This window comes from Streptomyces sp. NPDC047002 (assembly GCF_040704505.1).
Classification (GTDB): domain Bacteria; phylum Actinomycetota; class Actinomycetes; order Streptomycetales; family Streptomycetaceae; genus Streptomyces.
Genome location: NZ_JBEYWC010000015.1, coordinates 60,879 through 87,416, shown reverse-complemented (window position 1 = coordinate 87,416; position 26,538 = coordinate 60,879). Strand labels below are relative to the sequence as shown.

The following is a 26,538-nucleotide window of genomic DNA, read 5'->3' as shown; positions in this document are numbered from 1 at the left end:
TGTAGACGGCCATCGTGGTCAGGTTGGGGGGGTCTGCGTGTCCTCGTCGGATTCGCTGAATCTCGTCGAATCCTTCTACACCCGCATCCACCGGGAGATCCTGGACGGGGTGTTCGCACCGGGCGACCTGCTGCTCGAAACGGTGCTGTCCAAGCGCTTCGGCGTCTCGCGCACGCCCATCAGGGAGGCGCTCGGCCGACTGGCGCAGGACGGCTACATCGAGCGCTCCACCCGCGGGTTCCGCGTCAGGCTGCGCTCGCCCGAGGAGATCCTCGACATCTACGAGGCGCGGATCGCCCTGGAGTCGACCTCCGCCGCGCTCGCCGCCGCGCGCAGAACCGAGTTCGACCTGGTCAGGCTCACCCATCTGATGGAGGAGCGGCGCACCGCCGGACGGCCGGAGTTCAAGCGGCTCAACGACCAGTGGCACAGGGCCCTGCGGGAGGCCGCGCACAACACGGCCATCGCCGACCTGCTCGGGCGGCTCGACTCGCTGCTGGTCATCTACGCGGCACGCGGCGCCGCGTCCTCCCACAGCGACCCCACCGTCGTCGAGCACGACAGCATCCTTGAAGCGGTCAGGGCCGGCGACGCCGAGGCGGCAAGGTCCGCGATGACCGTGCACCTGGAGCGCATGCGCGACCTGCGCGTCGAGTCGCTGGCCCGCGGCGCGGGCTGACCGCGGGGCCCCCTCCACGCTGTGAGGTACGGCCGGGTCGTGCGGCTGCCATTGTCTGGGCGGACCCGTGCGTATACGCTCGTGTCCGCAAGCTGGCGGCCGGGTGCTCCGGGCACGGTCCACCGCGGTCGGCCCAGCTCATCGATGCACTGAGGAGGTGTTCCCGGCATGTCCGCCCACCGCTGCCGCGCCGGGTACGCCGCGTCCCGCGCCTGCGCCCCCGCCACCGGCTACGCGACCCGGCTGTGCTGCCGGCGGCACGTGGACTTCTGCCGGGTCGCCAGCGCGGTGTGTTGCCGCGCCGCCCGCTGACACACCGGACGGCGCGGTCCGTCCCCCGGTAGCGCACCGCGCTCGGGTACGGCGGCGCCCGAGGGCGCCACACCCCCGTACGGCACCGCACCACCGCATGGCCGCACCACGGCCCTCCGCTCGCCCCTGAGCGCAAGCAACGTCTCTTTCTCTTCAGCGTGTTCACCGCGCGCGGCCGGTCCGGCCGCATCCGGCGGCACGCCCTCTCCCCATGTCCGAGGAGACACCTGTGCGACCCTCATCCCGCCGCCCGAGCGGCACCGCAGCGGCCGGCCGCCGGCGCCTGCGCGGCCCCGCGGCCCTCGGCGCCGCGACCCTGGCCCTCTCGCTGACCGCCGCCTGCGGTGGCAGCGGCGCGTCGGACGCCGGGGCGTCCGACGGCGTGGCCACCGTCCGCCTCGGCATCTATCCGGGGAACCTGATATCGGCCCAAATAGCCCAGCAGCAGGGCTACTTCAAGAAGCACCGGCTGAACGTCACGTTCCGGACGCTCTCCGCGGGCCCGGCCATCGTGGCCGCGACCGAGAACGGCAGCGTCGACGTGGGATACGGCGACACACTCGCGGTGGCCGCCGCCGCTGCCAACGGCTTCGGCAAGGTCAAGGTCATCCAGCCGGGCAACATCCAGACCACCGAGCCGTCCTCGGACGAGGACCTGCTCGCGGGACCGGCGTCCGGTGTGAAGTCCGTGGCCGACCTCAAGGGCAAGACCATCGGCGTCATCCCGTACCCGGAGATCAACGTCGCCGCGCGGCTGCTGCTCAAGAACCACGGAGTCGACCCGGACAGCGCCACGTTCATCACCATCACCGACGGCACCCAGGCAGCCCTGCTCAAGACGGGCGGCGCCGACGCGGTGGAGGGGCGCAACATCGGCGAGGACAAGAAGCTGGCGGGGGAGTCGGGGGCCGAGGACCTCGGCAGCCCGCTGGACGCCATCCCGCCGCACACCATCACCACGTCGTACTTCGGCAACACCGAGTGGCTGAAGAAGAACCCCGGCGCGGCCGCCCGGCTGGTGGCGGCCCTGCGGGAGGCCGCCCACTACTACAACACCGCGCCGGACAGCCGACTCGGCGCCCTGGGCGCCCAGTACGGCGGCGTCGACTACCCGGCGCTGGCCAAGAAGTACCCCGACATCCTCCAACAGGCCCACTGGGGCTCCTGGCCCGCCGAACCCGCGGGACCCGCCGACATCGCCGCGACCCAGAAGTGGATCGCCACCGCGGTCTCCTTCGGGCAGCTCAAGAAGACCGTCCGGGTCGAGCCGCTGCTGTACCGGACGGCGACCGAGAGCAGGCTGAGGTGACGGCCGCGCCCGCCGAGGCCGTGCCCCGGCCGCTGGGCGCCGCCGTCGCGCTGAGCGCCACCGGGGTCACCAAGCTCTACCCCGCCAAGGACGGCCGTGCCACGGGCATTTCGGGGATCTCCCTGGACGTCGCGGAGAAGACCGTGGTCGCCGTCGTGGGCCGCTCGGGCAGCGGCAAGTCCACACTCCTGCGCACCATGGCGGGACTCGTCACCCCCGACAGCGGCCATGTCCTGTGCCAGGGAACGCCGGTGACCGGGCCGCCCCCGCAACTGCGCTGCGTCTTCCAGGACTACGGCGAGTCGCTGTTCCCGTGGACCACGGTGCTCGGCAACGTGGAGTTCGGCGCGCGCCACGGCCCCGCCGCCACCCGCGCGGACCGGCGGCGCCTTGCGCGGGAGGCGCTGCGGCTCGTCGGGCTGCCCGATGTGGACGACCGCTACCCGTGGGAGCTCTCAGGCGGCATGCAGCAGCGGGCGGCGATCGCCCGCGCCCTCGCCTCCCAGCCGCGGATCCTGCTGCTCGACGAGCCGTTCGGCGCGGTCGACGCCCTCAGCCGCGCCCGGCTCCAGGACATGCTGCAGGAGGTGTCGGCCCGCCTCGCACTCACCACGGTCTTCGTCACGCACGACCTCGACGAGGCGGTCTACCTGGCGGACCGCGTCGTCGTGGTCGACCAGCGGGGCGAGGGACTCACCGCAGACCTCCCCATCGCCCTGCCCCGGCCGCGCCACCCCGTCGACAGCCGCGAGAGCGACACCTTCCTCACCGCGCGCCGGGCCCTCCTCGAAACGGTGCTCCAGCCATGAACGAGCGCTCTCCACACCCCGCGTACCCCGCCGGGGACGCACCCCCCGAGGCCGCGGAGCGGGAGCCCCGGCCCGCGGCGCCGCCCGGCCCCGGCCCCGGCGGGGCGACGGCCCCCGGGGGCCGGGTCCGCACCCTGGCCACCTCCCGCCTGCTGGGCTGGCTCGTGGTGGCGGCGTGCCTGGTGCTGTGGCAGGCCGCGACCAGCGGCGGGCTCGCCACCTCGCCCGTCTTCCCGCCCCTGTCCGACGTGCTGGCGGCCTGGTGGCACGGCGCGCGGGACGGCACCCTGCCGCACGCGCTCCTGGCCACGCTCTCCGTCACCCTCGCCGGCTACGCGATCGCCGCGGTGGGCGGTGTGCTGCTGGGCGTCCTGATGGGGCGGATCCGGATCGCCTACGGGCTGCTCGAACCCCTCATCGAACTGATCAGGCCCATCCCCATCACGGCACTCGTGCCGCTGCTCGTCCTGCTGATCGGCATCGGCGACCAGCTGAAGATCTTCGCGGTCTGCCTCGCAGCCGCCTTCCCGGTGATCCTCAACACCTTCGCGGGCATCAGGTCGGTGTCGCGGACACTGCGCGAGACGGGGCTGACCTTCGGGCTCTCCGGGCCCCGGGCGATGTGGGAGATCGACATACGGCACGCGCTGCCGCAGATCTTCACCGGGCTGCGCACGGCGCTCGCCATGTCGCTGATCATCGCCGTCTTCAGCGAGATGATCTCCGGCAACACGGGCATCGGCTTCCAGATCCTCACCAGCCAGCAGACCCTCGACGTCACCGCCCTCTACACGCAGGTCTTCACGCTCGCCGCCGTGGGCTACCTGATCAACCTGCTGTTCCTCGTGGTCGAAGGGGTGGTCCTGCCGTGGCGTCCGGGATCGCCGCGCCGCCGCACCTCCTGAGCACTCCGGCGCCCCGCCCGGGGAGCGCCCCCGAACCCCGTTACCCCATCTCCGAGGAGTCCCCGTGTCCGACACGGACAGGCAACTGCACCTGGGCTGGTCCATCTGGCCCACCGGCTTCCACGCCGCCGGATGGCGGCTGCCCGAGGCAGCGGTCGACGGCACCTACAACCCGCGCTTCCTCCAGCGGATGGCCCGCACCGCCGAGCGCGGCAAGCTCGACTTCTACTTCATCGGCGACCGGGTCGTCGGGCTGCCCGAGTGGCAGCACGAGCGCCCCAACCAGGTGACCAGGCCTGAAGCCCTCACGGTGGCGGCCAACGTCGCCGCAGTCACCGAGCACATCGGCATCGTCGCCACCGTCAACACCACCTACTCCGACCCCTATTCGCTGGCGCGCTCGATGGCGATGCTCGACCACCTCAGCGAGGGGCGCGCGGGCTGGAACATCGTCACGGGCCTCGACGAGCAGGCCGCGAAGAACTTCAGCCGCGACAAGCACTGGGACAACGAGCGCCGCTACGACTGGGCCGACGAGTTCGTGGAGGTCGCCTCCCGGCTCTGGGACAGCTGGGAGGACGACGCCTTCGTCGCCGACAAGGCGTCGGGCCGCTTCGTCGACGAGGCGAAGATCCACCGCGTCGACCACAAGGGCGAGTTCTTCTCCGTCGCGGGCCCCCTCAACATCGGCAGGCCGCCGCAGGGCCGCGTCCCGCTGGTGCACGCGGGCTCCTCCGAGCGCTCCCGCGAGTTCGGCGCCAAGTACGCCGACATCCGCTTCACCATGGCGTCCGACCTGGACGTCGCGCAGCGGCAGTACGCGGACCTCAAGGGCAGGCTCGCCCGCTACGGCCGCCCCCGCGACGCCCAGAAGATCCTGCCGGGCCTCGCGGTGTACGTCGCGGAGACCCCGGCGGCGGCGCACGCCAAGTACCGGGAGATCCAGGACCTGGCCACCCTCGCCCCTGACGCGGCCCCGCTCTCCGGGGCACTCGGCGAGGACGTCTCGGGCCGCCCCCTCGACGTGCCGCTCGGCGAACTCCTCGACCTCGCCTCCGTGCCCGAGGCAGGGCGGCGGATCGTGGCCAGGGCCAGGCTCGCCTACGGCGATGAGGACATCACCCTCCTGGACCTCGTGCGCTACACCCGGCTCGGCGGCGGCCACCGCGAGGTCGTCGGCGACGCGAAGGGCGTCGCCGACTTCATGGAGCAGTGGCTCCTGGACGGTGCGGCGGACGGCTTCGTCCTGTTCCCGCCGTACCTCCCCGGCACGCTCGAGCAGTTCACCGACCTCGTCGTCCCCGAGCTCCAGCGGCGCGGACTGCACCGCAAGGAGTACACGAGCCGCACCTTCCGCTCGTTCTTCGGCCTGCCGCGCCCGCTGAGCAGCTTCGCCGCCCCGGCCGGCTCCGAGGCCCTCGCATGAGCGCACCCGGGGCCGCGGGCAGGTCGGCGGTCCTGGCCGGCGCCGCCGAACTGCTCGCCCTCACCGCGCGCCCCGGCGGGCGGCCGGTCCTCCTGCACGTCGGCAACCCGCGCCCCGGAGGCGGCGACCCGCTCACCGCCTACCGGGCCGCGCACCTGCCGGGCGCGGTCTACGCCGACCTCCCGCGCGACCTCGCGGGCGAGCCGGGCCACGGCACGGGCAGGCGCCCCCTGCCGGAGCCCGCACGGCTCCAGGACGCGCTGCGCCGCTGGGGCGTGCGCGCGTCGTCGGCCGTGGTCGTCTACGACGACGAGGGCGGCAGGTCGGCGGGCCGCGCCTGGTGGGTGCTGCGCTGGGCCGGGCTCTTCGACGTACGGCTGCTCGACGGCGGCCTCGCCGCCTGGAGCGCGGCCGGCGGCCCGCTCACCGCCGACGTGCCGGAGCCCGCGCCGGGCGACGTCCGCGTCGCGCCGGGCGCCCTGCCCGTGCTCGACGCCGCGGGCGCCGCCCGGCTCGCCGCCGAGGGTCTGCTGCTCGACGCCAGGTCCGCGCCCCAGTACCGCGGAGAGGCCGGGCAGGGCGGCGACCGGCCCGCCGGGCACATCCCCGGCGCGGTCAGCGCGCCGACCGGGGAAAACCTCGGCCCGGACGGGAGGTTCGCCGGCACCGCGGAGCTCGTCGCGCGCTTCCGGCGCCTCGGCGCGGACGGGAGCGTGCCGGTCGGCGTGTACTGCGGCGGCGGGGTCGCGGCCGCCCACGAGATCGCGGCGCTCGCGGCCGCCGGCATCGAGGCCGCGCTCTACCCGGGGTCGTGGTCCGCGTGGATCGGCGACCCCGGGCGCCCCGTCGCCACCGGCCCGCGACCGTGGGGCGGGGACGGCTGAGGGAACGCGCGGCGCGGGGAGCGGACCGCTCCCCGCGCACCGGCCGGCGGCTCAGCCTCCCAGGGGGCAGCGGCCGCCGCACGGTCCGCCGCCCCCGCCCCGCTCGCGGTCGCGCGGGGGCCCGGGCGGCTGCCAGGGGCCGTCCAGCTCAACGACGACCCTGGTCCTGTCGGGCCGGTTCCACATGCTGCTGCACAGCACCGCGAGGCCGGTGGCGCGGTCCCTGCTGAGGCTTTCGATCAGCGGCACCTCGCGCCCGCACTCCGTCTCCAGCTGCGCGGCGATCTCCGGCGCCGGCACCGCGCAGCTGACCCGGCACCAGGCGCGTACCGGCTCGACCCCGCCCATCTGGCGCAGGATCGTGTCGAGCGACTCCACGGCGTGCACCGCGGCGCCGACCTCGGTCAGGACGTCGGACGGGATCCAGATGAGGGCCAGGACGCTGAGCAGCCCGTCGATGTACGACTGCCGCGCGAGCAGGTGCGCGGGGCTGCCCGGGGGCCGTTCGAGGAGTCCCGCCTCGGCGGCGGGCAGCGGCAGCAGCCGCACGTCGCGCACGACGGTGCGGGCGACGCCGCCCGCCTGACGCACCGTCTCGTGCAGGGACGGCCCCTGGCGCCGGGACAGGACGAGGTCGGTCCTGCGGTTGACGAACGTGCCGGCGCCCCGCACCCGCCGCACCAGCAGGCGCTGCTCGAGCTCCTGGACCGCGGCCCGCGCCGCGGCGCGGCTGACGTGGAACCGCCCGGCGATCTCGTGCTCGCTCGCGACCCTGCTGCCCGCGGGGCGATCGGCTATCTCGGCGGCGAGGACATCGGCTATCCCGGCGTACCGGCTGTTGTTGGCCACGGCCGCCAGCCTGCGGCGGCGAGTTGTCCCGGCGACCCGCCGCAGGACGACGTCCCGTACTGCGAACGGTGAATTCTGGGCGTACCCGCCACACCGGTGCGCGCGCCCCGGGGGATGCCGTCGGCACTCTTGACGCGGACACGTCGGTGGGTATGGTCTAGTCCAACGCCGGGGCCTTTGCTGACGCATCGGCACCACCCCCCCGTGCCCCCACGCGCGGGAGGTGCCGCCCCGTCGTGCCCGGGGTCCCTCGCGGATCCCCCCGTGCCCCCCGGGCTTCCCCCCACCGACTCCGGGCCGCCATGGGGACGGCCGCCCGGTGAGGAGTGAATGCAGTGCGCCGTCGCATGATCGCCGCAGTCGCCGCCGCCGCGTCCGCGGTCACCCTGTCCGCCCTGGCACTCGGCCCCGCGCAGGCCGCGGCCCCGCACACCGCGCCCGCGGGTTCCGCCAGGCTCGCCGCCTTCGTGGTCAGCGAGTCCCAGTTCGACCAGATGTTCCCGAGCCGCAACGCCTTCTACACCTACGGCGGCCTGACCGACGCCCTCTCTGCGTATCCCGGCTTCGCCAACACCGGCGACGACACCGTCAAGAAGCAGGAGGCGGCCGCCTTCCTCGCCAACGTCGGCCACGAGACCGGCGGCCTCCAGTACGTCGTGGAGCAGAACACCGCCAACTACCCGAACTACTGCGACACCAGCCAGCCCTACGGCTGCCCGGCGGGCACGGACAAGTACTACGGCCGCGGCCCGCTCCAGCTGAGCTGGAACTTCAACTACAAGGCGGCGGGCGACGCCCTCGGCATCGACCTGCTCGACAACCCCGACCTGGTGCAGAACGACGCCTCCGTCGCCTGGAAGACCGGCCTGTGGTACTGGGACACCCAGAGCGGCCCCGGCACCATGACCCCGCACGACGCCATCGTGAACGGCAAGGGCTTCGGCGAGACCATCCGCTCCATCAACGGATCGATCGAGTGCAACGGCGGCAACCCCGCCCAGGTGCAGGACCGCGTCGACACCTACCAGCGCTTCGCGCAGATCCTCGGCGTCGACCCCGGCGGCAACCTCAGCTGCTGAGCGGCGGACGGCCGTGTGCCCGGCACCCCACGGGGGTGCCGGGCACACCCGCACACCCGGCCGCGCGGACACCCGCCGCGCGGACACCGGGGCCGCGCCGCGGGCGCCTCACCGCTCCCCGGGCGGGCCCGGCGCCTCCGCGCCGGTCTCCCGCAGCCTCTTCTGCGTCCTGTGCTCGTGGTAGAGGCGCCCCACCAGCGCACCGCCGTACACCACGAACCCCACGCCCACCAGCCAGGACTGGATCACCAGGACCGTGCCGAACGGTCCGTACGTCACCGCGCTCGACGCGATGAGCGGCGAGAACACCAGCTGCGAGAAGATCCGCAGCCCCAGCATCCCGAGCGCCGTCGCCGCCGCCCCCGGCACCAGCGCGCCCCACCGCACCCGGCCGGCCAGCAGCACCCGCTGCGACCACCAGATGAAGAGGTACGCGCCCACCACGTCGGCGATCGTCCCGAACACCTTCCACGCCACCGAGTCCGACGTGACGGGCGTGTTGACGAAGATGATCAGGTACACGATCAGGGCGGCGAGCCACACCACATGCCGCCACACCGTGTGCCAGCGGGCCGTCGACAGGTCCCACACCCGCTCGTACCCCGTCTGCACCGCCCCGCCGAAGGTGAGGCCGAACACGGCGAGCGCCGCGAGGCCGAGCGCCGTGGTGCCCTGGAGCGCCTGGCCGGGCCTGCTGAACAGCTCCTGGATCTCCTCCTGCGGTCCTGCGGACACGCCGATGCCCTGGCCGAGCCACCGGGCGAAGCCCTGGCCGCTCGCCGGGTCGGCGGCCGCCACGACGATCAGCAGCGGAACGAGGGTGAGGAAGCCGAGCGCCGCGAACCCCATCGCGCGGTGCATCAGCTCCATCTCGCGGCCTCGGCTCCAGGCCAGCTCGACCAGCGAGCCCGCGATCCTGCGCCGCGCGCGCAGGACACGGCCCGGGCGGTCCACCGCGCCGGCACGTTTCCGGGTCATATTCCGTCTACTACCCCTCAGGTCGCGGCGGTCCGGCGGACGCCCCGAACGGGTGCTCGGACACGCCCGGGACGTGGACCGGATCATATAGGCGGTTCGCGCGCAAACGACCGCCGTCCCCTCGGGGTAAGAGAGCGGTAACCCGCCCGCGCAATGGCCCGTCCCGCCGGACCCGTACCCGGACCCGTACGTGGGCGCACGTGCCGCGGGGCGGGCGGGCCCCGCGTCCCGTCCGCCCCGCCGCCCGCGCCCGCCGGCTACCGCCGCCCGAGCCGCCGCTCGCCGCCCGCGCCGGTCTTGTACGCCATCCCGTAGTGCGCGAACACCTTCGGCTCGTCCTCCGCGGGCAGCTCGCCGTCCACGTCGATCGACGGCGCCTCCTTCGCGACCTTCCGGTCCACGGCCACCTTCAGGTAGCCGGGGCCCACGGTCGCGTTGTCCAGCGGCACGAACACCAGCCGCCGCTTGGTCGGCATGCCCACCGTGACCGTCGCGAACGAGGGCTGGTCGGTCCCCGTGTCCACGTAGACGGCCTCCAGCGAACCGATCTTCTTCCCGCCGACGTCGACCACGTCATGGTCGCGCCACTCCCGGATGTCCTCCGGCTCGAACATCGTCCACCCGCCTTCCGGCCCCCGCTGGTCCCTGCTGTGTGAGTAACCCCCGTGAGCCGTGTACCCGGGACGGGCCGGTGATCACGGGGAGCGGGCGCCGATCACCGTGACGTCGGGCGCCGGGGTCCGTTCGGAGCAACCCGGCGCCGGGCAGGGGCGCCCGGGTCAGGCGCCCTTGCGGCCCAGCCAGACCGTGTCGCCGAACGGCTCGGCCACACTGCCGGCGAGCGCCGGGAACCTGCGCTCCGCGCGGGGCACCGCCGAGACCAGCGGGACCGGGGCGGTGCGCTCCATGCGCAGTGCGTCCACCGACTCCGCGAGCAGCTCGTACTCGGTCGTGTCGTCGTGCGTCGCCACCCGGATCAGCCGCCCGTGCGCCAGGTGCTCGGCGATCATCTCCTGGTGCTCGGCGTCGTCCCGCCAGGCCCGCAGCGTGTCCGGCACGTCGGGCACGTCGGCGCCGACCGGGGCGAGCGCCTGCGCGGGGATGCCGCCGCCGTCGGGCGTCGGGTCGAGGCGCTCCGCGATCCAGGTGGCGCGGTCGCGCAACCACCACAGCGCGAGGGCCAGGGTGGGGGCACGGTACGTGCCGAGCGGCACTCCGACGCGCTGCCCGCCGCACACGCCGTACGCGGTGACGTGGCACAGGAATTCGTCATGCACGGCCGCTCTCCTTGCGCCGTCCGTCGGGGGTCGGGTGGCCGCGCGGGGCGATCTCCGGGAGAGCAGGGAGGAGACGCAATCGCCCCATTGTGCGATCACTTCATTATGTGACCGATGCTGACGCGCTGTCACCACGCGATTCCGGCCAGTTTCCACCGGGCCCCGGTGCCGTCAACTGGCCGGAACCGCCAGGGGTCCTGGCAGGATGAGCCGCCATGAACCCTCCCTCCGGCGCCGACACCCTCGCAGAAGCCGACGGCCGCACCGCCCTGACCATGGTCCGCGCCTTCCCGCACCCGCCCCGCGCGGTGTGGCGGGCGCTCACCGAACCGGCGGAGCTGTCTCAATGGTTCCCCTTCCGGGTCGACCTGGACCCGCGCCCCGGCGGCACCCTCACCTTCGGCACGCCCGCCGGCGACGTGCAGTCGGCCACCGGCACCGTCACCGAGCTGGACGCGCCGCGGCGCTTCGCCTTCGACCGGGGCGCCGAGCACCTCGCCTGGACCGTCGCCCCGGACGGCGACGGCGCGGAACTGACCCTGGTGCACACCTTCGACGACCGCGCGGCCGCGCCGGGCTTCGCCGCCGGATGGGACCTCTGCCTGGCCGCGCTGCGCGACCTGCTCGACGGCGGACCCGTCGAGCGGCGCCGCGACGGAGGCGCGCTGCACGACGCGTACCTGCGCCACTTCGGCCTCGACCGGGGCACGGCCACCACCGGGGGCGGCACCAGGGCCGTGCGCTTCGAGCGGCAGCTCACCGCCCCCGCAGCCCGCGTCTGGGAGGTGCTCGCCGCGGGCATCGAGCCCGTTCCCGGACTGCCCGTCCCCGCGGGCTTCACCGACAGCGACGTACCGGCGGGCCACGCGCGCGAGGTGCGGCCGCCCCACCTGCTCAGCTACGAGTGGGCCGACGGCGGCACCGTCACCTGGGAGCTGCGCGAGGACACCGGCCACGGCGCCCGGCTCGTCCTCACCCAGACCGGGCAGAAGACCTTCGACACGGACCGGGCGCTCGCCGCCTGGCACACCAGGATCGAGGACCTGGCGGCGCGGCTGCGCACCCCGTGACGCGTGCGGGCGAGCCCCGGCCGGCCGTCAGTCGCCGCTGTCGTCGTCGCCGCGCAGCGACGACACGCTCAGCAGCTCCTCGAACTCCGAGAGCCCGGCCACCAGGTCGGGCACGCTGCCGCTGCCCTCCACGTCCACATAGACGAGAGCCGTGCCCGCCTCCGAGGACCTCGGCGGCGGGCCCTCCCCGTCGGGCTGCGGCGCCGCGCGGTCCACCCGTACCTGCACCACCTGGAATCCCCGCGCGCTGGTGTACTCCAGAACGCGCGTCAGCACGCCGGTGCCGATCCGGTACGCCAGATGCAGCCGGGACACCTCGGGCGTCGCCAGCGCGGGCACGCGCCGGGTCGCCCACGGGTAGCCCTGGACCACCAGGAAGTGCACACCCGTCACCCCTATGGCGAGCAGCGGCAGCCCGCCGCCGCATGCCATGCCCACGGCACAGGTCAGCCATACCGTGGCCGCCGTCGTCAGGCCCCGCACCGCGTCACGCCGCACGAAGATCAGCCCGCCGCCGATGAAGCCGATGCCCGAGACGATCTGCGCCGCCACCCGCGACGGGTCGAAAGAGACGTTCTCCAGGCCGAGCACCGCGTTGAAGCCGTGCTGCGAGACCTCCATGAACAGGGCGCTGCCCACACCCACCAGCGTGTGCGTCCGCAGGCCCGCGCTTTTCTGCTGGCGGGCGCGCTCGGCCCCGATCAGCGTCGAGAGTAGCAGGGCGAGGGCCAGCTCGGCGAACTGCCGGCCGCCCTGACCCGCCGCAGGGTCGAACAGGGAAAAAGCCAAGTCACGCAACGGGGGACCTCCCCAACCCGACGTCTGGCACGCAGCGGACAACGGCTACGAGGGTATGCCAGGCGCCGCGGCCGCCGCCGCGCGCCACCGCGCGCCGCGCCGGGCGACCCGCAGGCCGCACGGCCGCACTGCCGGGAGGGAGCGGTCCGGCCCGCCCGACGGCGGGCCGGACCCTGGCCTCAGAGGTCGAACTCGTGCGGCGGCAGGCCGAGCGCGTAGCACGCCTCGCGGACCACGGCCTGCTCGTCCTTGTCGAAGTCGCCGTCCGCACCGCCGATGACGATGCCGATCTGGACGACGGCGCGCGCCTCGGCGGGCTTCTTCTTCGCCTTGGCGATCTCCTGGAGCACGCCGACCTTGCCGAACGCGAAGTCCGCCTGGAGCTTGCCGATGTTCTCCTCGAACCGGCGCTGCAGGTCGGCCGCGGGGAAGTTCTGCAGGACGTCGTTGGCGGTGATCAGCGACGCGACCCGCTGGCGCTCCGACGGGTCGACCGAGCCGTCGGCCGCCGCCACCAGCGCGCACATCGCCATGCTCGCGTCGCGGAACGCCCCGCTCTTGAGGTCGTTCTTCTTCGCCGTCAGCTGCGTCTGCATCGTCGCGGCGGATTCCTTGAAGCGGTCCCAGAGGGCCATGCCGTCATCTCTCCTCATGATTCAGATCGGGCACCCGGGACAACGCGCGGGCCACGCCGATGGTGCCCGCCCGGGCCCGGCGGCTTGGTGAGTTCTTTGCCCGCGGCGCCCGCCGCCCGTCAGCGCGGGGCGGCGGCCCGCCGGCACGCGGCGGCGTTCGTCAGGGCCCTGCGGCCCGCCACAGCAGCAGCGCCACGTCCACCGCGGCCACCAGCACGGCCGCGAGGAACGGCGCACGCGGCCTGCCGCGCCCCGCCGCGGCCCCCGCCACCGCGGCCGCGAGCGCCGCCCCGACGGCGGCCGCGCCCGGGCCCGCGGGAGCGCCGGACGCCAGCAGGACCGTCGCCGCCACCAGCGGCACCGGGAGCAACAGCCGTACGGGTCCCGCGCCCAGCCGCTGGGGCGCGCCCCGCACCCCGGCGGCCAGGTCGTCCGCGATGTCCGGCAGCACGTTGCCGAGGTGCGCGCCCACCCCGAGCAGCGCCGCCGCGGCGACCACCCGCCACGACGGCGCGGACCCGCCGGGCGCCCCGAGCGCCACGAAGGCGGGCAGCGCGCCGAAGCCGACCGCGTACGGCAGCGGGGAGAGCACCGTCGCCTTCAGCCCCAGGTTGTACGCCCAGGCCCCCGCCACCCCCACCAGGTGCACGGCGCCCGCTGCGGGCCCGTACAGCAGGGAGAGCGGCACGCACAGCGCCGCGGAGACGAGCGCGGCCCCCAGCACGCCCGACGCGGAGACCGCGCCGCCCGCGACCGGCTTGTCCCCGCGGCCCGCCGCCAGGTCGCGCGCCGCATCGACCGCGTCGTTGCTCCAGCCGATCGACAGCTGGCCCGCGAGCACCGCGGCCGTGGCGAGCAGCACCGCGCCCGCGCTCCGGCCCGACGCCACGGCGAGACCCGCGACGAGCAGCGTCACCACGGCCGTGGGGCCCGGGTGGCAGGCCCCGAGGAGGGCGGCGGCCGCGGCGCGCCGCGCCGGGCGCGCGGCCCGCTGCGGCCGTGGTGCGGCGTCCATCAGGTCATCGTAGGCACGGGTACACGGCGCCGCGCCGCATGCCGGGGCGTGGCGGGGGAAGTGGGGACCTCGGACCGGCGTCGGCGTCCGAACCGGGGAACCGGTGTGAGACAGGACGCGGTGCGGGCAATGATGTTCCGTTCCCGAGCTGATCGGACCCCAGATGACACGCATCGCAGCCGTGCACGGAGTGCTCGCTCCGCACCGCTACAGCCAGCGCGAGATCACCGACATGGTGGCGCGCACGTGCCTGCCCGACGGCGCCGACCGACGCCTGCTCGACCGCCTGCACACCAGCGCGCGGGTGAGCGGGCGTGCGATGGCCATGCCGCTCGAACGCTACGCGGAACCCGGCGACTTCGGCGACACCAACGACGTGTTCATCGAGACGGCCGTGCCGCTGGGGGAGGAGGCGGTGGCCGGCGCGCTGGACGCCGCGGGCCTGTCGCCGCGCGACGTCGACCTGCTGATGTTCACCTCCGTCACGGGCATCGCGGCGCCGTCCGTGGACGCCCGCCTCGTCGGCAGGCTCGGCCTGCGGCCCGACGTGAAGCGGCTGCCGGTCTTCGGCCTCGGCTGTGTGGCGGGCGCCGCGGGGCTCGCCAGGATCCACGACCACCTGCTCGGACGGCCCGACGATGTGGCCGTGCTGCTCTCCGTCGAGCTGTGCAGCCTCACCTTCCAGCCCGACGACGCGTCACCCGCGAACCTCGTGGCCTCGGGCCTGTTCGGGGACGGCGCGGCCGCCGCCGTCCTGTGCGGCGCCCGCCGCGGGGCGGGCGGGCCCGCCGTGGTCGAGACGCGCAGCCACCTCTACCCGGACACCGAGCACGTGATGGGCTGGGACATCACAGGCTCCGGGTTCCGGGTGCTGCTCGACCCCGGCGTGCCCGACGTGGTCCGCAAGAACCTCGCTGCCGACGTCGACGGTTTCCTCGCCGACCACGGGCTCACCCGCGACGACATCACCGCCTGGGTCTGCCACCCCGGAGGACCCAAGGTCCTGACGGCCGTCGAGGAGTCGCTCGACCTGCCCGCGGGGGCGCTCGACGTCACCTGGCGCTCCCTCGACTCGATCGGCAACCTCTCGTCCTCGTCCGTCCTGCACGTGCTGCGTGACACCCTGGCGGAGCGGCGCCCGCAGGCCGGCACCGCGGGACTGCTCCTCGCCATGGGGCCCGGCTTCTGCGCGGAACTCGTCCTGCTGCGCTGGTGACCTGGGGATCCGGGCGGCACGGGGACGGCGGAGAAGGGAACGGGGAAGACGATGATCTGGTACACCGTGCTGGTGCTCGCCGTGGGCGCGGAGCGCCTCGCCGAGCTGGCCGTCTCGCGGCGCAACGCCCGCTGGAGCCTGGCGCGCGGCGCCGTGGAGCACGGCAGGGGCCACTACCCGGCGATGGTGGCCCTGCACACCGCGCTGCTCGTCGCCTGCCTCGCCGAGGCCCACTACGCGCACCGTCCGTTCCTGCCCGCGCTCGGCTGGCCCATGCTCGCCGCCGTCGTCCTCGCGCAGGGGCTGCGCTGGTGGTGCGTCACCGCGCTCGGCCCGCGCTGGAACACGAAGGTGCTCGTCGTGCCGGGGCTGCCCCTCGTCACCTCGGGTCCCTACCGGCTGCCGGGGCTCAGGCACCCCAACTACCTGGCGGTGGCCGCCGAGGGCGTCGCCCTGCCGCTCGTGCACACCGCCTGGCTGACGGCCGTTGCCTTCACCCTGCTCAACGCCTGGCTGCTGGCCGTGCGGATACGGTGCGAGAACGCGGCGCTCGCCCCGGCGGGCACCGCCACATGATCGACGTCCTGGTGGCGGGCGGTGGCCCCGCAGGGCTCGCGGCCGCGCTGCACGCGAGGGCCGCGGGGCTGCGGACCGTGGTGATCGAGCCCCGCGCCGGCGCCCTCGACAAGGCGTGCGGCGAGGGCATCATGCCGAGCGGCGTCCGCGCGCTCACCGACCTCGGCGTCCGCCTCCCGCAAGGACGGGCGCTGCGCGGCATCCGCTACGTGCGCGGGGGCCTGGACGCCAGGGCGCTGTTCGACTCCGGGCAGGGCCGGGGCATCCGCCGCACCGAGCTGCACGCCGCGCTGCTCGCCAGGGCACAGGACGCGGGCGTCGCGCCCGTGCCGGGCCGGGTGGCCGGCGTCGAGCAGGACGCCGACGGCGTCACCGCGGGCGGCCTGCGCGCCCGCTGGCTGATCGCCGCCGACGGCCTGCACTCGCCCGTGCGCCGCGCCCTCGGCCTCGACCTGCAGCGCGGGCCGCGCGCCGCCCGCCGCTACGGGCAGCGCCGCCACTACCGGATGGCGCCCTGGAGCGACCTGGTCGAGGTGCACTGGTCGCAGGCGGGCGAGGCGTACGTGACCCCCGTCGCCGACGACCTGGTGGGCGTCGCGGTCCTCAGCTCCCTGCGCCTCGGCTACGACGAGCACCTCGCCGCCTTCCCCGAGCTGCGCGCCCGCCTCACCGGCGCCCCCGCGACCGCCGTGCGCGGCGCGGGGCCGCTGCGGCAGTCCGCCCGTGCCCGCGTCGCCGGGCGCGTCCTGCTCGTCGGCGACGCAGCCGGCTATGTCGACGCGCTCACCGGCGAGGGCATCGCGCTCGGCCTCGCCTCGGCGCGGGCCGCCGTGGCCCGCCTGCGCACCGGCGAACCGGCGGCGTACGAGCGCGACTGGCGCGCCCTGACCCGCCGCCACCGGGCGCTGACCGGCGCCCTGGTGCGGGTGGCGGGCCGCCCCGCCGCCCGGCTCGTGGTGCCCGCTGCCGCCGCCCTGCCCGGCGTCTTCACGGCGGCGGTCCGCGCGCTCCAGTGAGCGCGGCCGCCGCGCCCCCGCGGGCTCAGCCTTCCTGCTCGCGCCCGAGGTGCTGGACCGCCGTGGCCGCGAGGTCGCCCGGCAGGACGTGCGCCACGTAGTCGGCGACGGCCGCTTCGAGGCCCACGTCGCGGCCCGCCTGCTCCGACAGGTACCAGCGGTGCTCCAGCACCTCGTGGTAGATCTGCGCGGTGTCCGTGTCGCCCCGCAGCTCCAGCGGGACCGCGCGCACCGTCGGCCGGAACACGTCGCGCACCCAGCGGTGCGCGAGCACCTCGGGCCGCGCGCCCAGCGGATCGCCCGGCGCGTAGTCCTCCTGCGTCGCCATCCAGGACTCCAGGTCGCCGAGCAGCCTGCGCGCCTGGTTCTCCTCGGCGTCCAGGCCCGTCAGCCGCAGCAGCTGGCGCTGGTGATGGCCCGCGTCGACGACCTTCGGCAGGAAACGCACGGTGTCGCCGTGCGGGGAGCTCTCGATGCGCATCTCCGCCACGTCGAAGCCGAGGTCGTTGAGCCTGCGGATGCGCCGGTCGATGTAGTGCCGCTTGTCCACGGGGTAGACCGACTCGCGGGTCAGTTCGTGCCACAGCTCCTCGTACCGCTCCACGATCGCCGCGCCGAACGGCACCGGGTCGATCGACGGGTGCAGCGCACCCGACGCCTCCAGATCCATCAGCTCGCCCGCGATGTTCATCCGCGCCAGCTCGATGTCGTACTCCCGCTGGCCCTGGCTGAGCCTCTGGTGCAGCTCGCCGGTCTCCGCGTCGACCAGGTACGCGGCATAGGCGCCCGCGTCCCGCCGGAACAGCGCGTTCGACAGCGAGCAGTCGCCCCACGCGAACCCGGCGAGATGGAGCCGCACGAGCAGCACGGCGAGCGCGTCCATCAGCCGCTTCACCGTGCTCGGCCGCATCGTCGACTCGAACATCGAGCGGTACGGAAGCGACCCCTTCAAGTGCCGTGTGACCAGCGCGGACTCGATCTCCTCGCCGCCTTGCGCACTGCGCCCCGTCACCACGGCGAGCGCCTCGACCGCCGGGATGCCCAGCCGGTGCAGGTCCCGCAGCAGCCCGAACTCCCGTACCGCGGCGCGCTCGGTGATCTCCTTGACGGCCACCACCTCGGGCCCGGCGGCGGCGAACCGCACCACGTGCCGCGAGATGCCGCGCGGCAGCGGCACCAGGCACTCCTCGGGCCACTGTTCCAGGACGGTGTCCCAGGGCAGGTCGAGGAGTTGGGCCGGATGCTCCGGATTGGTCGCGCTGATCTGCAGCGCCATGCGCGCCTCCGCTGTGGATGGGCAGGGTCGGGCAGTGCGCGGGACGCCGCTGTCCCCGCGCCCCCAGTGTGCCGGGTGGCCGCCCGGCGCCGCCCACCGCGGGGCCCCGCCGCCTCAGCTCCGCAGCAGCAGCTCCGTGTTGCGGTCCTCGGCGCTGCCGTAGGCGGTGGTGCTCGCGCCGGGCGCGTTGTGCGCGAACTCCCGGTACAGCGCGGCGAGTCCGGTCTGCGACAGATCACCGAAGTCGGTGCGCGCGGGGGCGCCCGACTCGATCAGGGTGGTGAAGAGGGAGAGCGTACCGTCGCCGTTGTCGGCGAGCTCGACGATCCGGGCGAGCTGCGGCCGGTCCACGTGCGAGGCGGTGGAGACCTCCCAGAACGTGCCGTGCGGCAGGATGCGGTTGCGGTGACTGTGCCCGTTGACCCAGGCGCGCACGTTGCGGTGCCGCTTGAGGAGCGCCACCATCTCGTCGCCGGTGTGCCGCGCCTCGCCCGGCTTCGCCGGGTCGGGGTGCGTGTTGGTCATCGTCCAGCTGTTGTGGTGGCTGAAGACGACGACGTGCGCGTCCCGGTGGGCGGCCAGGGTGCGGTCGAGCCAGGCCAGCTGCCCGGTGCCGACCGAGCCGAGGAAGTGGCCGCCGCGGTCCGTGGTGTCGACGCTCACCCCGACGACGTTCTCGCCCATCGGGAAGGTGTAGTAGAGGGTGCCGGCCGCGAGGTTGTCCGCCGTGTAGCCGTGGCCGTGCGGGCCCGCGCCGGTGCGCGCGGGGTCGAGGTGCGCCGCGAGGTAGTCGTGCGGGGTGAACGGCGCCCTGCGCTCGTCGGGTGTGACGGTGCGCATCCTGCGCCGGTCCCGCCGCAGCAGCGAGACCAGCTCGTCGCCCGCGGGGTGGCTGCCCGCGGTGAGGATCCCGCGGAGCGGGTCGGCCTCGCCCGACGGCACCGTGTACAGCTTGCGGTCGCCCACCGCGAACTCCGCGAGGTAGCCGGAGCGGTCCGCCATGGCGCCGCTGGCGAGCGCGTCGTGGTTGCCGACCGTCGAGTACCAGGGCAGGCGCAGGCCCGGGCTGGTCACCGGGCGGATCACCGCGTCCAGATAGCCGTCGATACGGGGGAAGCCGTAGCGCTTGTCGAGGTCGCGCAGCGCGGTCTCCGGCTGCCAGTACAGCTCCTCGCCGCAGTTCTGCGGGCCTTCGTAGCGGTGCGGGTCACCGGTGTTGGGGGTGACGCGCCCGCCGCTCATCACGGTGAGGAACCAGTCGAGTTCGTCCCGGGAGTTGTTGTCCGTGTTGTCGCCCGTGGTCACCGCGAAGGACACCGGCGCGCCCGTCGCGGGGCCGTTCCTGATCGCGTTGATCCGCTCGACGAGCGCCACCGCGCCCGGCACGGACAGGGCCTCCTGCGGGCGCCACCCGGTCAGCTGCGAGCCGCGCAGGTACTCGGTGCGCACCGGGTGCTGCACGTCCACCAGGTGGAGGTCGGTCAGCTGCACGAACGACGTCAGCGTGGTGCGCCGTGCGGCGCGCGACGCGCCCGCGGCCGCCAGCTCGTGCCGGACGACCCGGCCCCAGCCCGGCCCCTCGGCCAGCCGCTGGAAGCTCGCGCCGGTGTGGACGGGCGTCGCGACCGAGTCGAGTGTGGTGCGGGCCGAGGCCGCAGGTGCGGCCACAGGGGCCGCCGTGCCCCGCTGCGGCGGCACGGCGGGCCGGGCGGCCGGCTCGGGGCCTGCGGCGTTGGCCGCGCCCGAGCCGCCGCCCAGGCCGAGGGCGAGCCCGATGCCGGCCGAGGCGCCCACGGCGCCCGCGGCGGTGAGGAAGTGGCGGCGGTCGACGGATGTGGCTGCGGAGCGTATGCGGGACATGGTGCCCTTCCCCGGACGAGGATGCGAAGGCGAGCGGGCCTGCGGGCGGCGCCCTGGCCACACGTGGATGCTTGACACCGGGTGTGGCCTGCGCATGAACGAGGTTCCAACGTCCGGCGCCCATCTGAGCACAGGGATCACCGCGCCCCGCGTGCGTCCCTGACCCCTCGTCCGCCCGCCGTCAACCGGTCACTCAGCGTTCATTCACCGGGGCAGGGCAGCGGCGGCGTAACCCCCGGAGGGGGAATCCGGGGACGGGTGGGCATGGGCGCGCCGGGGCAGGGCACACGCCCCTGCGACTCGGGTCCGCGGCCTTCCCCCCGGCCGTCCGGGCTCGTCGGCCCCGCCGGCCCTTCCCCCTGGCCGGCGGGGCCACCCCTCCTCCCCGGCGAACGCAACCGGGGTTCGGCGCAGTGGACACCCGGCCGTGGCGATACCGGGACATTTCTGTGGCCGCCCCGAGGCAGGGATCATCTCGACCACGGTCCGGACGGCTCGCGCCCCGGGCCGGACGTGCAAGGCAAGGAAGAGTCCCTCATGCGTATCCACCCGAAGACCGCCGTGCTGCTCGCCGCCACCGTGCTGGCGGGCGCCGCGGGCACCACGGCGGCGCAGGCGGCGCCTGCCGCGGCCCCCGCGCCCTCGGCCTGCCGCCCCGCCAACCACCTCGCGAAGATCACCAGGGCCCCCGGCAGCGCGGGACACCGCCACTACCGCGTCACCCTGAAGGCGCCGCGCGGGTACGCGCCGTGCAGGCTCGCGGGGTCGCCCGCCGACGTGCGGTTCTCGGCTCACGGCTCGACGCTCGCGCTCTCCGCCGGCCGCTACGGCGACCAGCGCGCCACCGCCGTCCTCGGCCCCGGGCACCCCGTGCACTTCGACATCCAGGTGCCCGACACGCGGCGGGGCACGGCGGCCGACGGCGCCTCCTTCACCCTGCGGGCACCGGACGGTGAGATCCCCGGCACGTCCTTCGCCGACGGGCGGCTCACCGTGGCGCCCGGCACCCTCGTCGGACCCGTGCGGCGCGGCGCCTGACCCGCGGGCCCGTCATGCGGTGGGGGCCGCCGGACGGGCTACCGCGCCCCCGCGACGAACTCGCGCGCCAGCCGGTCGCCCATCCGCACGGCCGCCGCGTGGTCCTCGGGCGGCCGCACGGACGTGTTCCTGAAGAGGATGTACGTCACGTCCTCCGGCGTGCCGCCGCCCTCCGGGTCGGGGGTGATGCCGAGGGCGTGCGCCGTCGCGTACGAGGCCTCGCCGATCAGCCCGGCGGGGCCGGTGTCGCCGACGACCGCGTACTGCACCTGCCCGTCGTGCACCACCGCGGCGAGGCCGCCGCCGCGGATGCCGAAGGCGCGGTGGTCCCAGGTGCCGCTGGGGCCGGGCACCACCACGTACGGCAGCCGCTCCGCGTCGAGCGGCCTGCCGTCCGACTGCGTGAAGGCCGTCATGTCCTGGAAGGACCCGTCCGTGTCCGCGTTGCAGTGCGCGGTGGCCTGCCCGTCGCAGTCGATGTCCAGGTCCGCCTTCCAGAACACCGCGCCCGGCGTGCCGCACACCGGCACCGTGGGCTCCTCGTCCTCGTCGTCCATCCGGAACATCCCGTCCGAGACCTGGTCGCAGCGGCCCACCCGGGCGAGCAGTTGCGCGGCGGTGACCGTGCCCTCCTGGAGGAGGGCGCTCGGCGGTCCCGGCACCCCGGCGGGCGCGCCGGCGGCGCCGGGGCCCGCGGCGGCGGGCCGCGCGGGCGCGGCACCCGAGGGGGAGAGGTGGGCCAGCAGGGAGGCGGCGGCCAGGAAGGTACCGGCGGCGGCGACGACATGCGTGCGGTAGCGCACGGGAGTGGACCTTTCGTCAGGACGAGCGGGGGCCGACCGCCCCGCCGCCCCGGCCCGCGGGCGCTGCTGCCCGGGGGACCGCGGTCGGCGCAGGCGGCCCTCGGACAAGGAGGTCAGCCGGACCTGGATATCGACCGGGCGAGCCGGTCGAGGAAGGGGCGCTGCCCCGCCACCAGCAGCTCCCCGGCCTCGCCCAGCGGGACCCAGGCGACCCGGTCGAGCTCGGGGAACTCCCGCTGCACGCCGGAGCCGCGCGGCCACTCCATGGTGAACGTGCCGAACACCGCGCCGGCCGGGTCGAGATCCCCCTCGGCCGCCCACGCGGTCACCCGCTTGCCGCTGCGCCGGCGCTCCTCGCCGAGCGGGAGCCACGGCCCCGCGGGCGGTTCGAGCCCCAGCTCCTCGCGGAACTCGCGCAGCGCAGCGTCCTCGGGGGCCTCGTCGTCCTCGTACTCGCCCTTCGGCATCGACCAGGCAGCGGCCTCGCGGCCCGCCCAGAACGGTCCGCCCATGTGGCCGATGAGCACCTCGGTACCGGCGTCCGTGACCCGGTAGACCAGCAGCCCCGCGCTTCGCTTGCCCGACATGCCGTCAAGTCTGCTGCGGCCCGCCGCGCCCTGCCCGCACTGATCCGCCGTACGGGCGGCCGCGGGGCCCCGGCACGGCGGCAGGGCCCGGCCGGTGGGGGGTACGAGCGGCCGGGCCCTGCGGACGTGGCGGCGCCGACCGGGCGTGCGGTCGGCGCCGGGGGGCCTCAGGCCCCCGGTGGCGCGTCGGCCGGCCGCCGGCCCCGAACCGCCGGCCGGCCCGCCCTCACGGGAAGGAGACCACGTTCGACGGCACCGTGCTGGTGCCCGATGTGGCGCTGCCCGTGTTGTTGATGACGTGGTTGTACTGGCCCACGCCGCCGAGCGAGACGACCAGCGCGTCGTGGAACTTCACGCCCGACTTCTGCGGCACCTCGAAGCCGTGGTCCACCCGGATGCTCGGGTCCGAGGTGAAGTTGCAGTAGCTGCCGACGCCCCACGCCTCGTGGGTGTTGACCGCGTCGTCCACCTTGTACGCCGCGTACCCGGCCGTCGAACCGTTCTGGATCGCGGCCTGGTTGGGGGCGTCGTAGGCCAACTCGTTCTGGAAGAAGATGGTCCGGCCGCCCTCGCCGCTCCACTGCACGCAGTACTTGTTGAAGTGCTCGACGAACAGGCCGGTGGCGAGCACGTTCGCGCCGTTCACCTTGAGGCCGTAGTCGGCCCTGTTGGTGTCCCAGCCGACGCCGGAGCCGTGGTCGGCGCGCCAGATCCAGGTGTGGTCGATGATGGTGTCGTGGGCGTTGATCTCCATGCTGGTGGTGGCCTTGCCCGCACCGGCGCCGCCGATCCTGACGAACACGTCCTGCACCGTCGTGGGGTTGGACCCGTGGCCTGCGGAGGCGCCCGCGGGGCCGACCCGCAGCAGGTAGTCCGAGTTGGTGGTGCCCGCGTCCAGCAGGAAGCCCGCGAGCCTGATGCCGTCCACGTCGGCGGTCTGCACCGCGGTCACCCCGTTGTCCGGGATGATCGTCGGGTAGCCGATCCCGAGCACCACCGTGTTGGCCTTGGTGATGTTGATGGTCTGGTCGACGTGGTAGATACCGGGCGTGAACAGCAGGTGCAGGCCCTGCGAGAGCGCCTGGTTGATGGTGGCGGCGGTGGCGCCGTCCTTCACCACGTAGAACTGCGAGAGCGGGATGGACGTGCCGGGCGTGGAGCCGCTCGCCCAGGACACGCCGCGCGCGTTGGTGCGCAGCGAGGGGACGAAGACCGCGTAGTCGTTGCCGTCGAGGTAGAGGTACGGCTTCTCGCGGGAGACCGGCGTCGTGTCGAGCGTGGTGTAGGGCGGGTTGGGGAACGACTGGCCCGGGGCGCCGGCGACGCCCGAGAACACCATGTTCCAGACGCCGTTGCCCCAGCCGCCGATCTGGCTGTCGCGGGTGTACCACTGCTGCTGCGAGTACGGCGACACCGTGCCGTCGATCCTGCTGTCGGCGATGTAGCCGCCGCTCGCCCAGCCGTAGCCGTTCGGGGCCAGGTTGAGGCCGCCCTTGATGTGCATGCGGCGGAACGGCGCGGCCTGCGCGACCGCCCACCGGTCCTCGCCGCTGACCGGGGTCAGCGCCATGTTCTCCACCGAACGCCAGAAGTTCTGCGTGGCGTTGCCGTTGAACCAGCCCGCGTCCACGGTGACGTCGCCGTTGATCTGGACGTCGTCGGGGTTGCGGCCGAGGCCTGCGATGGAGGTGTAGAAGCCGATCTGCGCGTTCAGGCCGTTGTACGTACCGGGCTTGAACAGCAGCGCGTAGCGGCCGGTGCCGAACTGCGCGGACTCCTGCTTGTGGAAGATGTCGTCGAGCGTGCCCTGGATGTTGGCGGTCGACGGGTCGAAGACGATGACGTTGGGCCCGAGGTCGCCGCCTGCCGTCACGGCGGGCGCGGCGCCCGCCCGGCGGGCGGCGGCACGGGGCGCCGCGCCGGCGGTCGCGGCGGGCAGGAACGCGGAGCCGAGCACGGCGCCCGCAGCGGCGGCGGCGAACGCGCGGCGGCTGAGTCGGGGGGACCCGTCCTCGCGGGCGGGGTCCAGCGGAGGCTGCTGCATGGGGGGAGGGACCTCCTGGCTGAGGAGAGATGGGGGTCGGGGCACCGCGAGAGCCCGTGAGAGCGCTCTCTGGGTACCCAGATGCTTCCCCCGCGTTGCGTACGCGTCAAGACTTGTGCGCGAACGAGCCCTCGATGGGAGCCGATTGGTCAACAAGTGTCCGTGGAATACGGGCGGTTGGCGGCTCTTGTGCGGTATTGCGGCTGATGCCCGTTCGGGTTGTGACGGCACGTTCTCCGCGCCCGCCCCTGATTGATCCGCCGGATGGCGGGAACCTGCACATGCGGGGCGGGAAACCGCCCACGCGGAGAGGAGTGGTCCGGATGCAGGCGAGCGGGCAGGCCCACCGGGGCGCCGCACGTGTCACCTATGCCCTGCCCAGCTCGGACACGTCGCCGGGCTGGGCGCGCTATCTGACCGACGCCTACCTCACGCACGAGTACGGGGGCGGGCTCCCGCGCGAGCGCATAGAGGACGCCAGGGTCGTCGTGTCGGAACTCGTCACCAACGCCACCCGCCACGGCACCGGCGGCTGCCTGCTGCGCCTCACGGTGCGGCCGGGCCGCGTCACGGTCGAGGTCCACGACGACGGCCCGGCCCTGCCGGCGCTGCGTGAGCTTCGGCCCGACGACCCGGTGCTCGTACCCGAGTCCCCCGAGGCCCTCCCGGAGAGCGGCCGCGGCATCGCCATGGTCCGCGGGCTCTCCAGCCGCTTCTCGGTCTGCGGGACCGCCAGGGACGGCAAGACGGTCCAGGCGGTCCTCGCCGACTGAGCCCCGGCCGGCGGGGACGCACGCCACACACGACGGCGCTGCGCGCGGGGCGGCTGTCCTCGGACGCGGCGCCCTCCCGATGTCCCGCAGGCGGGGCGCACTCTGTCCGCGACGCCCGCGTCCGCGTGCTGCGCGTCCCGCCTCCTCCGCCGTCCCGCCGGGCGGCCGTGCGCTCCCCGGTCACGTGGGTGCGCCGTTCCTCAGGGAAAGCGGAGGCGGGGTCACATCGCGTCGGCGACCGTGTCGAAGAAGAGGGCGTGTGCGTGGTGGCTCGCCGGGGTCTCCGGATTCCACGGGAGGACCTGCGCGTGCTCCGCGATACGGGTCCACTCCGCCGTGCCCGCCAGCGACTCGCGCGGCGCCGCGTTCGCCCGTACGTCGGCGAGCACGATGTCGGGCCGCAGCTCCTCCGCCTCCGCCCAGGTCGCCGTGCGCCAGTTGCCGCCGCCCTCGCCCCCGGGGTCCACGAGGCCGACGCCGCGCTCGGAGAGCGCCCGCAGGTCGGGCCAGGACGTCGGGCGCGCCAGGTACGCCTTCTCGGCGTCCGCCGCCGACAGGGCGAGCACCCGGGGCCGTACCGAGCGTGTGGCGAGCGTCCGCAGCCGCTCCTCGGCCCGTGCCAGCTCAGCCTCGCCCGCCGCGCTCGCCCCTTCCGGCGCCCCGAGCGAGCGCGCGAGCTCGCCGAACCTGCCTCTGACACCCGCGAGGGTGCGCGAGCCGCCCACGTCGAGCACCACGATCGGCACCTGCTCGCCCAGGTGCTTGGCCGCATCCGGATCCAGCCCGTAGACCTGTTCGCCGCCGTACGTCACCGCCACCACCAGGTCGGGGCCCGCCGCCACCAGTGCGTCCACGTCGACCCCGCTGCCGGAGCCGAAGGACCGTATCTCCTCCAGCGGCAGCCCGCCCGCCTTGGCCGGGTCCTGGGTGTCGCCGTCGTGGTGCGACCCGAAGACGCCCAGCGGGCGCAGGCCGTGGTCCCACAGCGTCGCGCCCGCCTGGATGTAGGCGACGAGCCGCTCGGGGCGGCTGTCTGCGGCGACCCGAAGGCCGCGGTCGTCGGTGAAGTCCCAGGTCTCTCGCACATCCATGGTCGCACTCGCCTCGATCCCGTCGGTTTTTCCGTGCACGGCGCACGGGGCGCCACCCAGTCCCTGCCCAGACGGAAGGTGGCGGATACCAACAGCGGTGTGCGAAACGGCACATGGCGTGAAGTCCCGGCCAACGCACCCAGGCGGCGGGACGCCGCGGCGGCGGGCCCGGCGGGGCCCCGGGGGCCTGGGCTCAGGGTGGGCGTCTGCGGGTGCGGCCCTCGGCCCGGTCG

Annotated in this window: 26 protein-coding genes and 1 pseudogene; 14 read left to right on the top strand and 13 right to left on the bottom strand. The window is 74.7% G+C overall.

Annotated elements, in window-relative coordinates; genetic code table 11:
• Positions 1 to 37 precede the first annotated feature (37 nt).
• From AB0910_RS16540 to AB0910_RS16510, 7 genes are all read left to right on the top strand, one after another.
• The gene (locus AB0910_RS16540) at positions 38 to 679 is read left to right on the top strand and encodes a GntR family transcriptional regulator (protein WP_366745299.1); all 642 of its coding nucleotides are present in this window, start codon (positions 38 to 40) and stop codon (positions 677 to 679) included.
• 168 nt (positions 680 to 847) lie between these two features.
• Positions 848 to 991, top strand: a complete 144-nt coding sequence (locus tag AB0910_RS16535; protein WP_366745298.1) for a hypothetical protein — start codon at positions 848 to 850, stop codon at positions 989 to 991.
• A 229-nt stretch (positions 992 to 1,220) separates the two neighbouring features.
• Positions 1,221 to 2,300, top strand: a complete 1,080-nt coding sequence (locus AB0910_RS16530) for an ABC transporter substrate-binding protein (RefSeq protein WP_366745297.1) — start codon at positions 1,221 to 1,223, stop codon at positions 2,298 to 2,300.
• The gene (locus tag AB0910_RS16525) at positions 2,297 to 3,109 is read left to right on the top strand and encodes an ABC transporter ATP-binding protein (protein ID WP_366745296.1); all 813 of its coding nucleotides are present in this window, start codon (positions 2,297 to 2,299) and stop codon (positions 3,107 to 3,109) included. The genes AB0910_RS16530 and AB0910_RS16525 overlap by 4 nt, the downstream gene beginning before the upstream one ends.
• Positions 3,106 to 4,014 (top strand): ABC transporter permease, encoded by a 909-nt coding sequence (locus tag AB0910_RS16520; protein WP_366745295.1) that lies wholly within the window; start codon positions 3,106 to 3,108, stop codon positions 4,012 to 4,014. The genes AB0910_RS16525 and AB0910_RS16520 overlap by 4 nt, the downstream gene beginning before the upstream one ends.
• 64 nt (positions 4,015 to 4,078) lie before the next feature.
• Positions 4,079 to 5,440 carry an LLM class flavin-dependent oxidoreductase gene (locus AB0910_RS16515; protein ID WP_366745294.1) on the top strand — a complete coding sequence of 454 codons (1,362 nt, stop codon included), beginning with the start codon at positions 4,079 to 4,081 and terminating at the stop codon, positions 5,438 to 5,440.
• Positions 5,437 to 6,324: a sulfurtransferase gene (locus AB0910_RS16510; protein ID WP_366745293.1), complete on the top strand. Its 888-nt coding sequence runs from the start codon at positions 5,437 to 5,439 to the stop codon at positions 6,322 to 6,324. Before AB0910_RS16515 ends, AB0910_RS16510 begins: the two co-directional genes overlap by 4 nt.
• Before the next feature lie 51 nt (positions 6,325 to 6,375).
• Here AB0910_RS16510 and AB0910_RS16505 read toward each other — a convergent pair whose 3' ends face one another.
• Positions 6,376 to 7,173, bottom strand: a complete 798-nt coding sequence (locus AB0910_RS16505; RefSeq protein WP_366745292.1) for a GntR family transcriptional regulator — start codon at positions 7,171 to 7,173, stop codon at positions 6,376 to 6,378.
• A gap of 335 nt (positions 7,174 to 7,508) precedes the next feature.
• Between AB0910_RS16505 and AB0910_RS16500 the strand changes: the two genes are divergently transcribed.
• A complete protein-coding gene (locus tag AB0910_RS16500) occupies positions 7,509 to 8,252 on the top strand; it encodes a chitinase (protein ID WP_366745291.1) in 744 nt (247 codons plus the stop codon).
• Between the two features lie 108 nt (positions 8,253 to 8,360).
• Here AB0910_RS16500 and AB0910_RS16495 read toward each other — a convergent pair whose 3' ends face one another.
• The 3 genes and pseudogenes from AB0910_RS16495 to AB0910_RS16485 all read right to left on the bottom strand — a co-directional run.
• Complete coding sequence (locus AB0910_RS16495) at positions 8,361 to 9,122, bottom strand: YhjD/YihY/BrkB family envelope integrity protein (protein WP_366745350.1); 762 nt, start codon at positions 9,120 to 9,122, stop codon at positions 8,361 to 8,363.
• A gap of 365 nt (positions 9,123 to 9,487) precedes the next feature.
• Positions 9,488 to 9,844, bottom strand: a complete 357-nt coding sequence (locus tag AB0910_RS16490) for a PRC-barrel domain-containing protein (RefSeq protein WP_366745290.1) — start codon at positions 9,842 to 9,844, stop codon at positions 9,488 to 9,490.
• A gap of 264 nt (positions 9,845 to 10,108) precedes the next feature.
• Positions 10,109 to 10,507, bottom strand: a pseudogene (locus AB0910_RS16485) (hypothetical protein); the annotation flags it as partial.
• A gap of 215 nt (positions 10,508 to 10,722) precedes the next feature.
• On the opposite strand from AB0910_RS16485, the gene AB0910_RS16480 reads away from it, so the two are divergent.
• Positions 10,723 to 11,577, top strand: a complete 855-nt coding sequence (locus AB0910_RS16480) for an SRPBCC family protein (RefSeq protein WP_366745289.1) — start codon at positions 10,723 to 10,725, stop codon at positions 11,575 to 11,577.
• 27 nt (positions 11,578 to 11,604) lie between these two features.
• Here the strand turns inward: AB0910_RS16480 and AB0910_RS16475 are convergent, their stop codons facing one another.
• The 3 genes from AB0910_RS16475 to AB0910_RS16465 all read right to left on the bottom strand — a co-directional run bounded on the left by AB0910_RS16475 (position 11,605) and on the right by AB0910_RS16465 (position 14,025).
• Complete coding sequence (locus AB0910_RS16475) at positions 11,605 to 12,375, bottom strand: MgtC/SapB family protein (protein WP_366745288.1); 771 nt, start codon at positions 12,373 to 12,375, stop codon at positions 11,605 to 11,607.
• 179 nt (positions 12,376 to 12,554) lie between these two features.
• Complete coding sequence (locus tag AB0910_RS16470; protein ID WP_345649028.1) at positions 12,555 to 13,010, bottom strand: TerB family tellurite resistance protein; 456 nt, start codon at positions 13,008 to 13,010, stop codon at positions 12,555 to 12,557.
• A 160-nt stretch (positions 13,011 to 13,170) separates the two neighbouring features.
• On the bottom strand, positions 13,171 to 14,025 hold the full coding sequence (locus AB0910_RS16465; RefSeq protein WP_366745287.1) for a UbiA family prenyltransferase: 855 nt from the start codon (positions 14,023 to 14,025) through the stop codon (positions 13,171 to 13,173).
• A 163-nt stretch (positions 14,026 to 14,188) separates the two neighbouring features.
• On the opposite strand from AB0910_RS16465, the gene AB0910_RS16460 reads away from it, so the two are divergent.
• From AB0910_RS16460 to AB0910_RS16450, 3 genes are read left to right on the top strand one after another with little or no spacing between them, the layout of a single operon-like run.
• Positions 14,189 to 15,241 (top strand): 3-oxoacyl-[acyl-carrier-protein] synthase III C-terminal domain-containing protein, encoded by a 1,053-nt coding sequence (locus tag AB0910_RS16460; protein ID WP_366745286.1) that lies wholly within the window; start codon positions 14,189 to 14,191, stop codon positions 15,239 to 15,241.
• A 51-nt stretch (positions 15,242 to 15,292) separates the two neighbouring features.
• Positions 15,293 to 15,817, top strand: coding sequence for an isoprenylcysteine carboxyl methyltransferase family protein (locus AB0910_RS16455; RefSeq protein ID WP_366745285.1), 525 nt, complete (start codon positions 15,293 to 15,295; stop codon positions 15,815 to 15,817).
• Entirely contained in the window at positions 15,814 to 16,833 is a 1,020-nt protein-coding gene (locus AB0910_RS16450; RefSeq protein WP_366745284.1) for an FAD-dependent monooxygenase, read from the top strand. Before AB0910_RS16455 ends, AB0910_RS16450 begins: the two co-directional genes overlap by 4 nt.
• A gap of 25 nt (positions 16,834 to 16,858) precedes the next feature.
• On the opposite strand, the gene AB0910_RS16445 is transcribed toward AB0910_RS16450, so the two are convergent.
• Positions 16,859 to 18,109 (bottom strand): DUF4032 domain-containing protein, encoded by a 1,251-nt coding sequence (locus tag AB0910_RS16445; RefSeq protein ID WP_366745283.1) that lies wholly within the window; start codon positions 18,107 to 18,109, stop codon positions 16,859 to 16,861.
• Positions 18,110 to 18,223: 114 nt separating this feature from the next.
• Positions 18,224 to 19,969, bottom strand: a complete 1,746-nt coding sequence (locus AB0910_RS16440; protein WP_366745282.1) for a TIGR03767 family metallophosphoesterase — start codon at positions 19,967 to 19,969, stop codon at positions 18,224 to 18,226.
• A 537-nt stretch (positions 19,970 to 20,506) separates the two neighbouring features.
• On the opposite strand from AB0910_RS16440, the gene AB0910_RS16435 reads away from it, so the two are divergent.
• On the top strand, positions 20,507 to 21,007 hold the full coding sequence (locus AB0910_RS16435; RefSeq protein ID WP_366745281.1) for a DUF4232 domain-containing protein: 501 nt from the start codon (positions 20,507 to 20,509) through the stop codon (positions 21,005 to 21,007).
• Between the two features lie 38 nt (positions 21,008 to 21,045).
• Here the strand turns inward: AB0910_RS16435 and AB0910_RS16430 are convergent, their stop codons facing one another.
• The 3 genes from AB0910_RS16430 to AB0910_RS16420 form a co-directional block, all read right to left on the bottom strand.
• Positions 21,046 to 21,810: a glycoside hydrolase family 75 protein gene (locus AB0910_RS16430; RefSeq protein WP_366745280.1), complete on the bottom strand. Its 765-nt coding sequence runs from the start codon at positions 21,808 to 21,810 to the stop codon at positions 21,046 to 21,048.
• A 113-nt stretch (positions 21,811 to 21,923) separates the two neighbouring features.
• The gene (locus AB0910_RS16425; protein ID WP_366745279.1) at positions 21,924 to 22,397 is read right to left on the bottom strand and encodes an NUDIX domain-containing protein; all 474 of its coding nucleotides are present in this window, start codon (positions 22,395 to 22,397) and stop codon (positions 21,924 to 21,926) included.
• Positions 22,398 to 22,623: 226 nt separating this feature from the next.
• On the bottom strand, positions 22,624 to 24,441 hold the full coding sequence (locus AB0910_RS16420) for a coagulation factor 5/8 type domain-containing protein (protein ID WP_366745278.1): 1,818 nt from the start codon (positions 24,439 to 24,441) through the stop codon (positions 22,624 to 22,626).
• Positions 24,442 to 24,764: 323 nt separating this feature from the next.
• Here AB0910_RS16420 and AB0910_RS16415 point away from each other — a divergent pair, with 323 nt between their 5' ends.
• Positions 24,765 to 25,214, top strand: a complete 450-nt coding sequence (locus AB0910_RS16415; RefSeq protein WP_366745277.1) for an ATP-binding protein — start codon at positions 24,765 to 24,767, stop codon at positions 25,212 to 25,214.
• 221 nt (positions 25,215 to 25,435) lie between these two features.
• Here the strand turns inward: AB0910_RS16415 and AB0910_RS16410 are convergent, their stop codons facing one another.
• On the bottom strand, positions 25,436 to 26,305 hold the full coding sequence (locus tag AB0910_RS16410) for an ABC transporter substrate-binding protein (protein WP_366745276.1): 870 nt from the start codon (positions 26,303 to 26,305) through the stop codon (positions 25,436 to 25,438).
• Between the last annotated feature and the right edge of the window lie 233 nt (positions 26,306 to 26,538).

Coding starts and splice junctions, on each gene's coding strand:
- AB0910_RS16535 (WP_366745298.1), top strand. CDS start 848: ATGTCCGCCCACCGCTGCCGCGCCGGGTACGCCGCGTCCCGCGCCTGC.
- AB0910_RS16520 (WP_366745295.1), top strand. CDS start 3,106: ATGAACGAGCGCTCTCCACACCCCGCGTACCCCGCCGGGGACGCACCC.
- AB0910_RS16510 (WP_366745293.1), top strand. CDS start 5,437: ATGAGCGCACCCGGGGCCGCGGGCAGGTCGGCGGTCCTGGCCGGCGCC.
- AB0910_RS16495 (WP_366745350.1), bottom strand. CDS start 9,122: ATGGAGCTGATGCACCGCGCGATGGGGTTCGCGGCGCTCGGCTTCCTC.
- AB0910_RS16490 (WP_366745290.1), bottom strand. CDS start 9,844: ATGTTCGAGCCGGAGGACATCCGGGAGTGGCGCGACCATGACGTGGTC.
- AB0910_RS16480 (WP_366745289.1), top strand. CDS start 10,723: ATGAACCCTCCCTCCGGCGCCGACACCCTCGCAGAAGCCGACGGCCGC.
- AB0910_RS16470 (WP_345649028.1), bottom strand. CDS start 13,010: ATGGCCCTCTGGGACCGCTTCAAGGAATCCGCCGCGACGATGCAGACG.
- AB0910_RS16465 (WP_366745287.1), bottom strand. CDS start 14,025: ATGGACGCCGCACCACGGCCGCAGCGGGCCGCGCGCCCGGCGCGGCGC.
- AB0910_RS16460 (WP_366745286.1), top strand. CDS start 14,189: ATGACACGCATCGCAGCCGTGCACGGAGTGCTCGCTCCGCACCGCTAC.
- AB0910_RS16455 (WP_366745285.1), top strand. CDS start 15,293: ATGATCTGGTACACCGTGCTGGTGCTCGCCGTGGGCGCGGAGCGCCTC.
- AB0910_RS16450 (WP_366745284.1), top strand. CDS start 15,814: ATGATCGACGTCCTGGTGGCGGGCGGTGGCCCCGCAGGGCTCGCGGCC.
- AB0910_RS16445 (WP_366745283.1), bottom strand. CDS start 18,109: ATGGCGCTGCAGATCAGCGCGACCAATCCGGAGCATCCGGCCCAACTC.
- AB0910_RS16440 (WP_366745282.1), bottom strand. CDS start 19,969: ATGTCCCGCATACGCTCCGCAGCCACATCCGTCGACCGCCGCCACTTC.
- AB0910_RS16435 (WP_366745281.1), top strand. CDS start 20,507: ATGCGTATCCACCCGAAGACCGCCGTGCTGCTCGCCGCCACCGTGCTG.
- AB0910_RS16425 (WP_366745279.1), bottom strand. CDS start 22,397: ATGTCGGGCAAGCGAAGCGCGGGGCTGCTGGTCTACCGGGTCACGGAC.
- AB0910_RS16420 (WP_366745278.1), bottom strand. CDS start 24,441: ATGCAGCAGCCTCCGCTGGACCCCGCCCGCGAGGACGGGTCCCCCCGA.
- AB0910_RS16415 (WP_366745277.1), top strand. CDS start 24,765: ATGCAGGCGAGCGGGCAGGCCCACCGGGGCGCCGCACGTGTCACCTAT.
- AB0910_RS16410 (WP_366745276.1), bottom strand. CDS start 26,305: ATGGATGTGCGAGAGACCTGGGACTTCACCGACGACCGCGGCCTTCGG.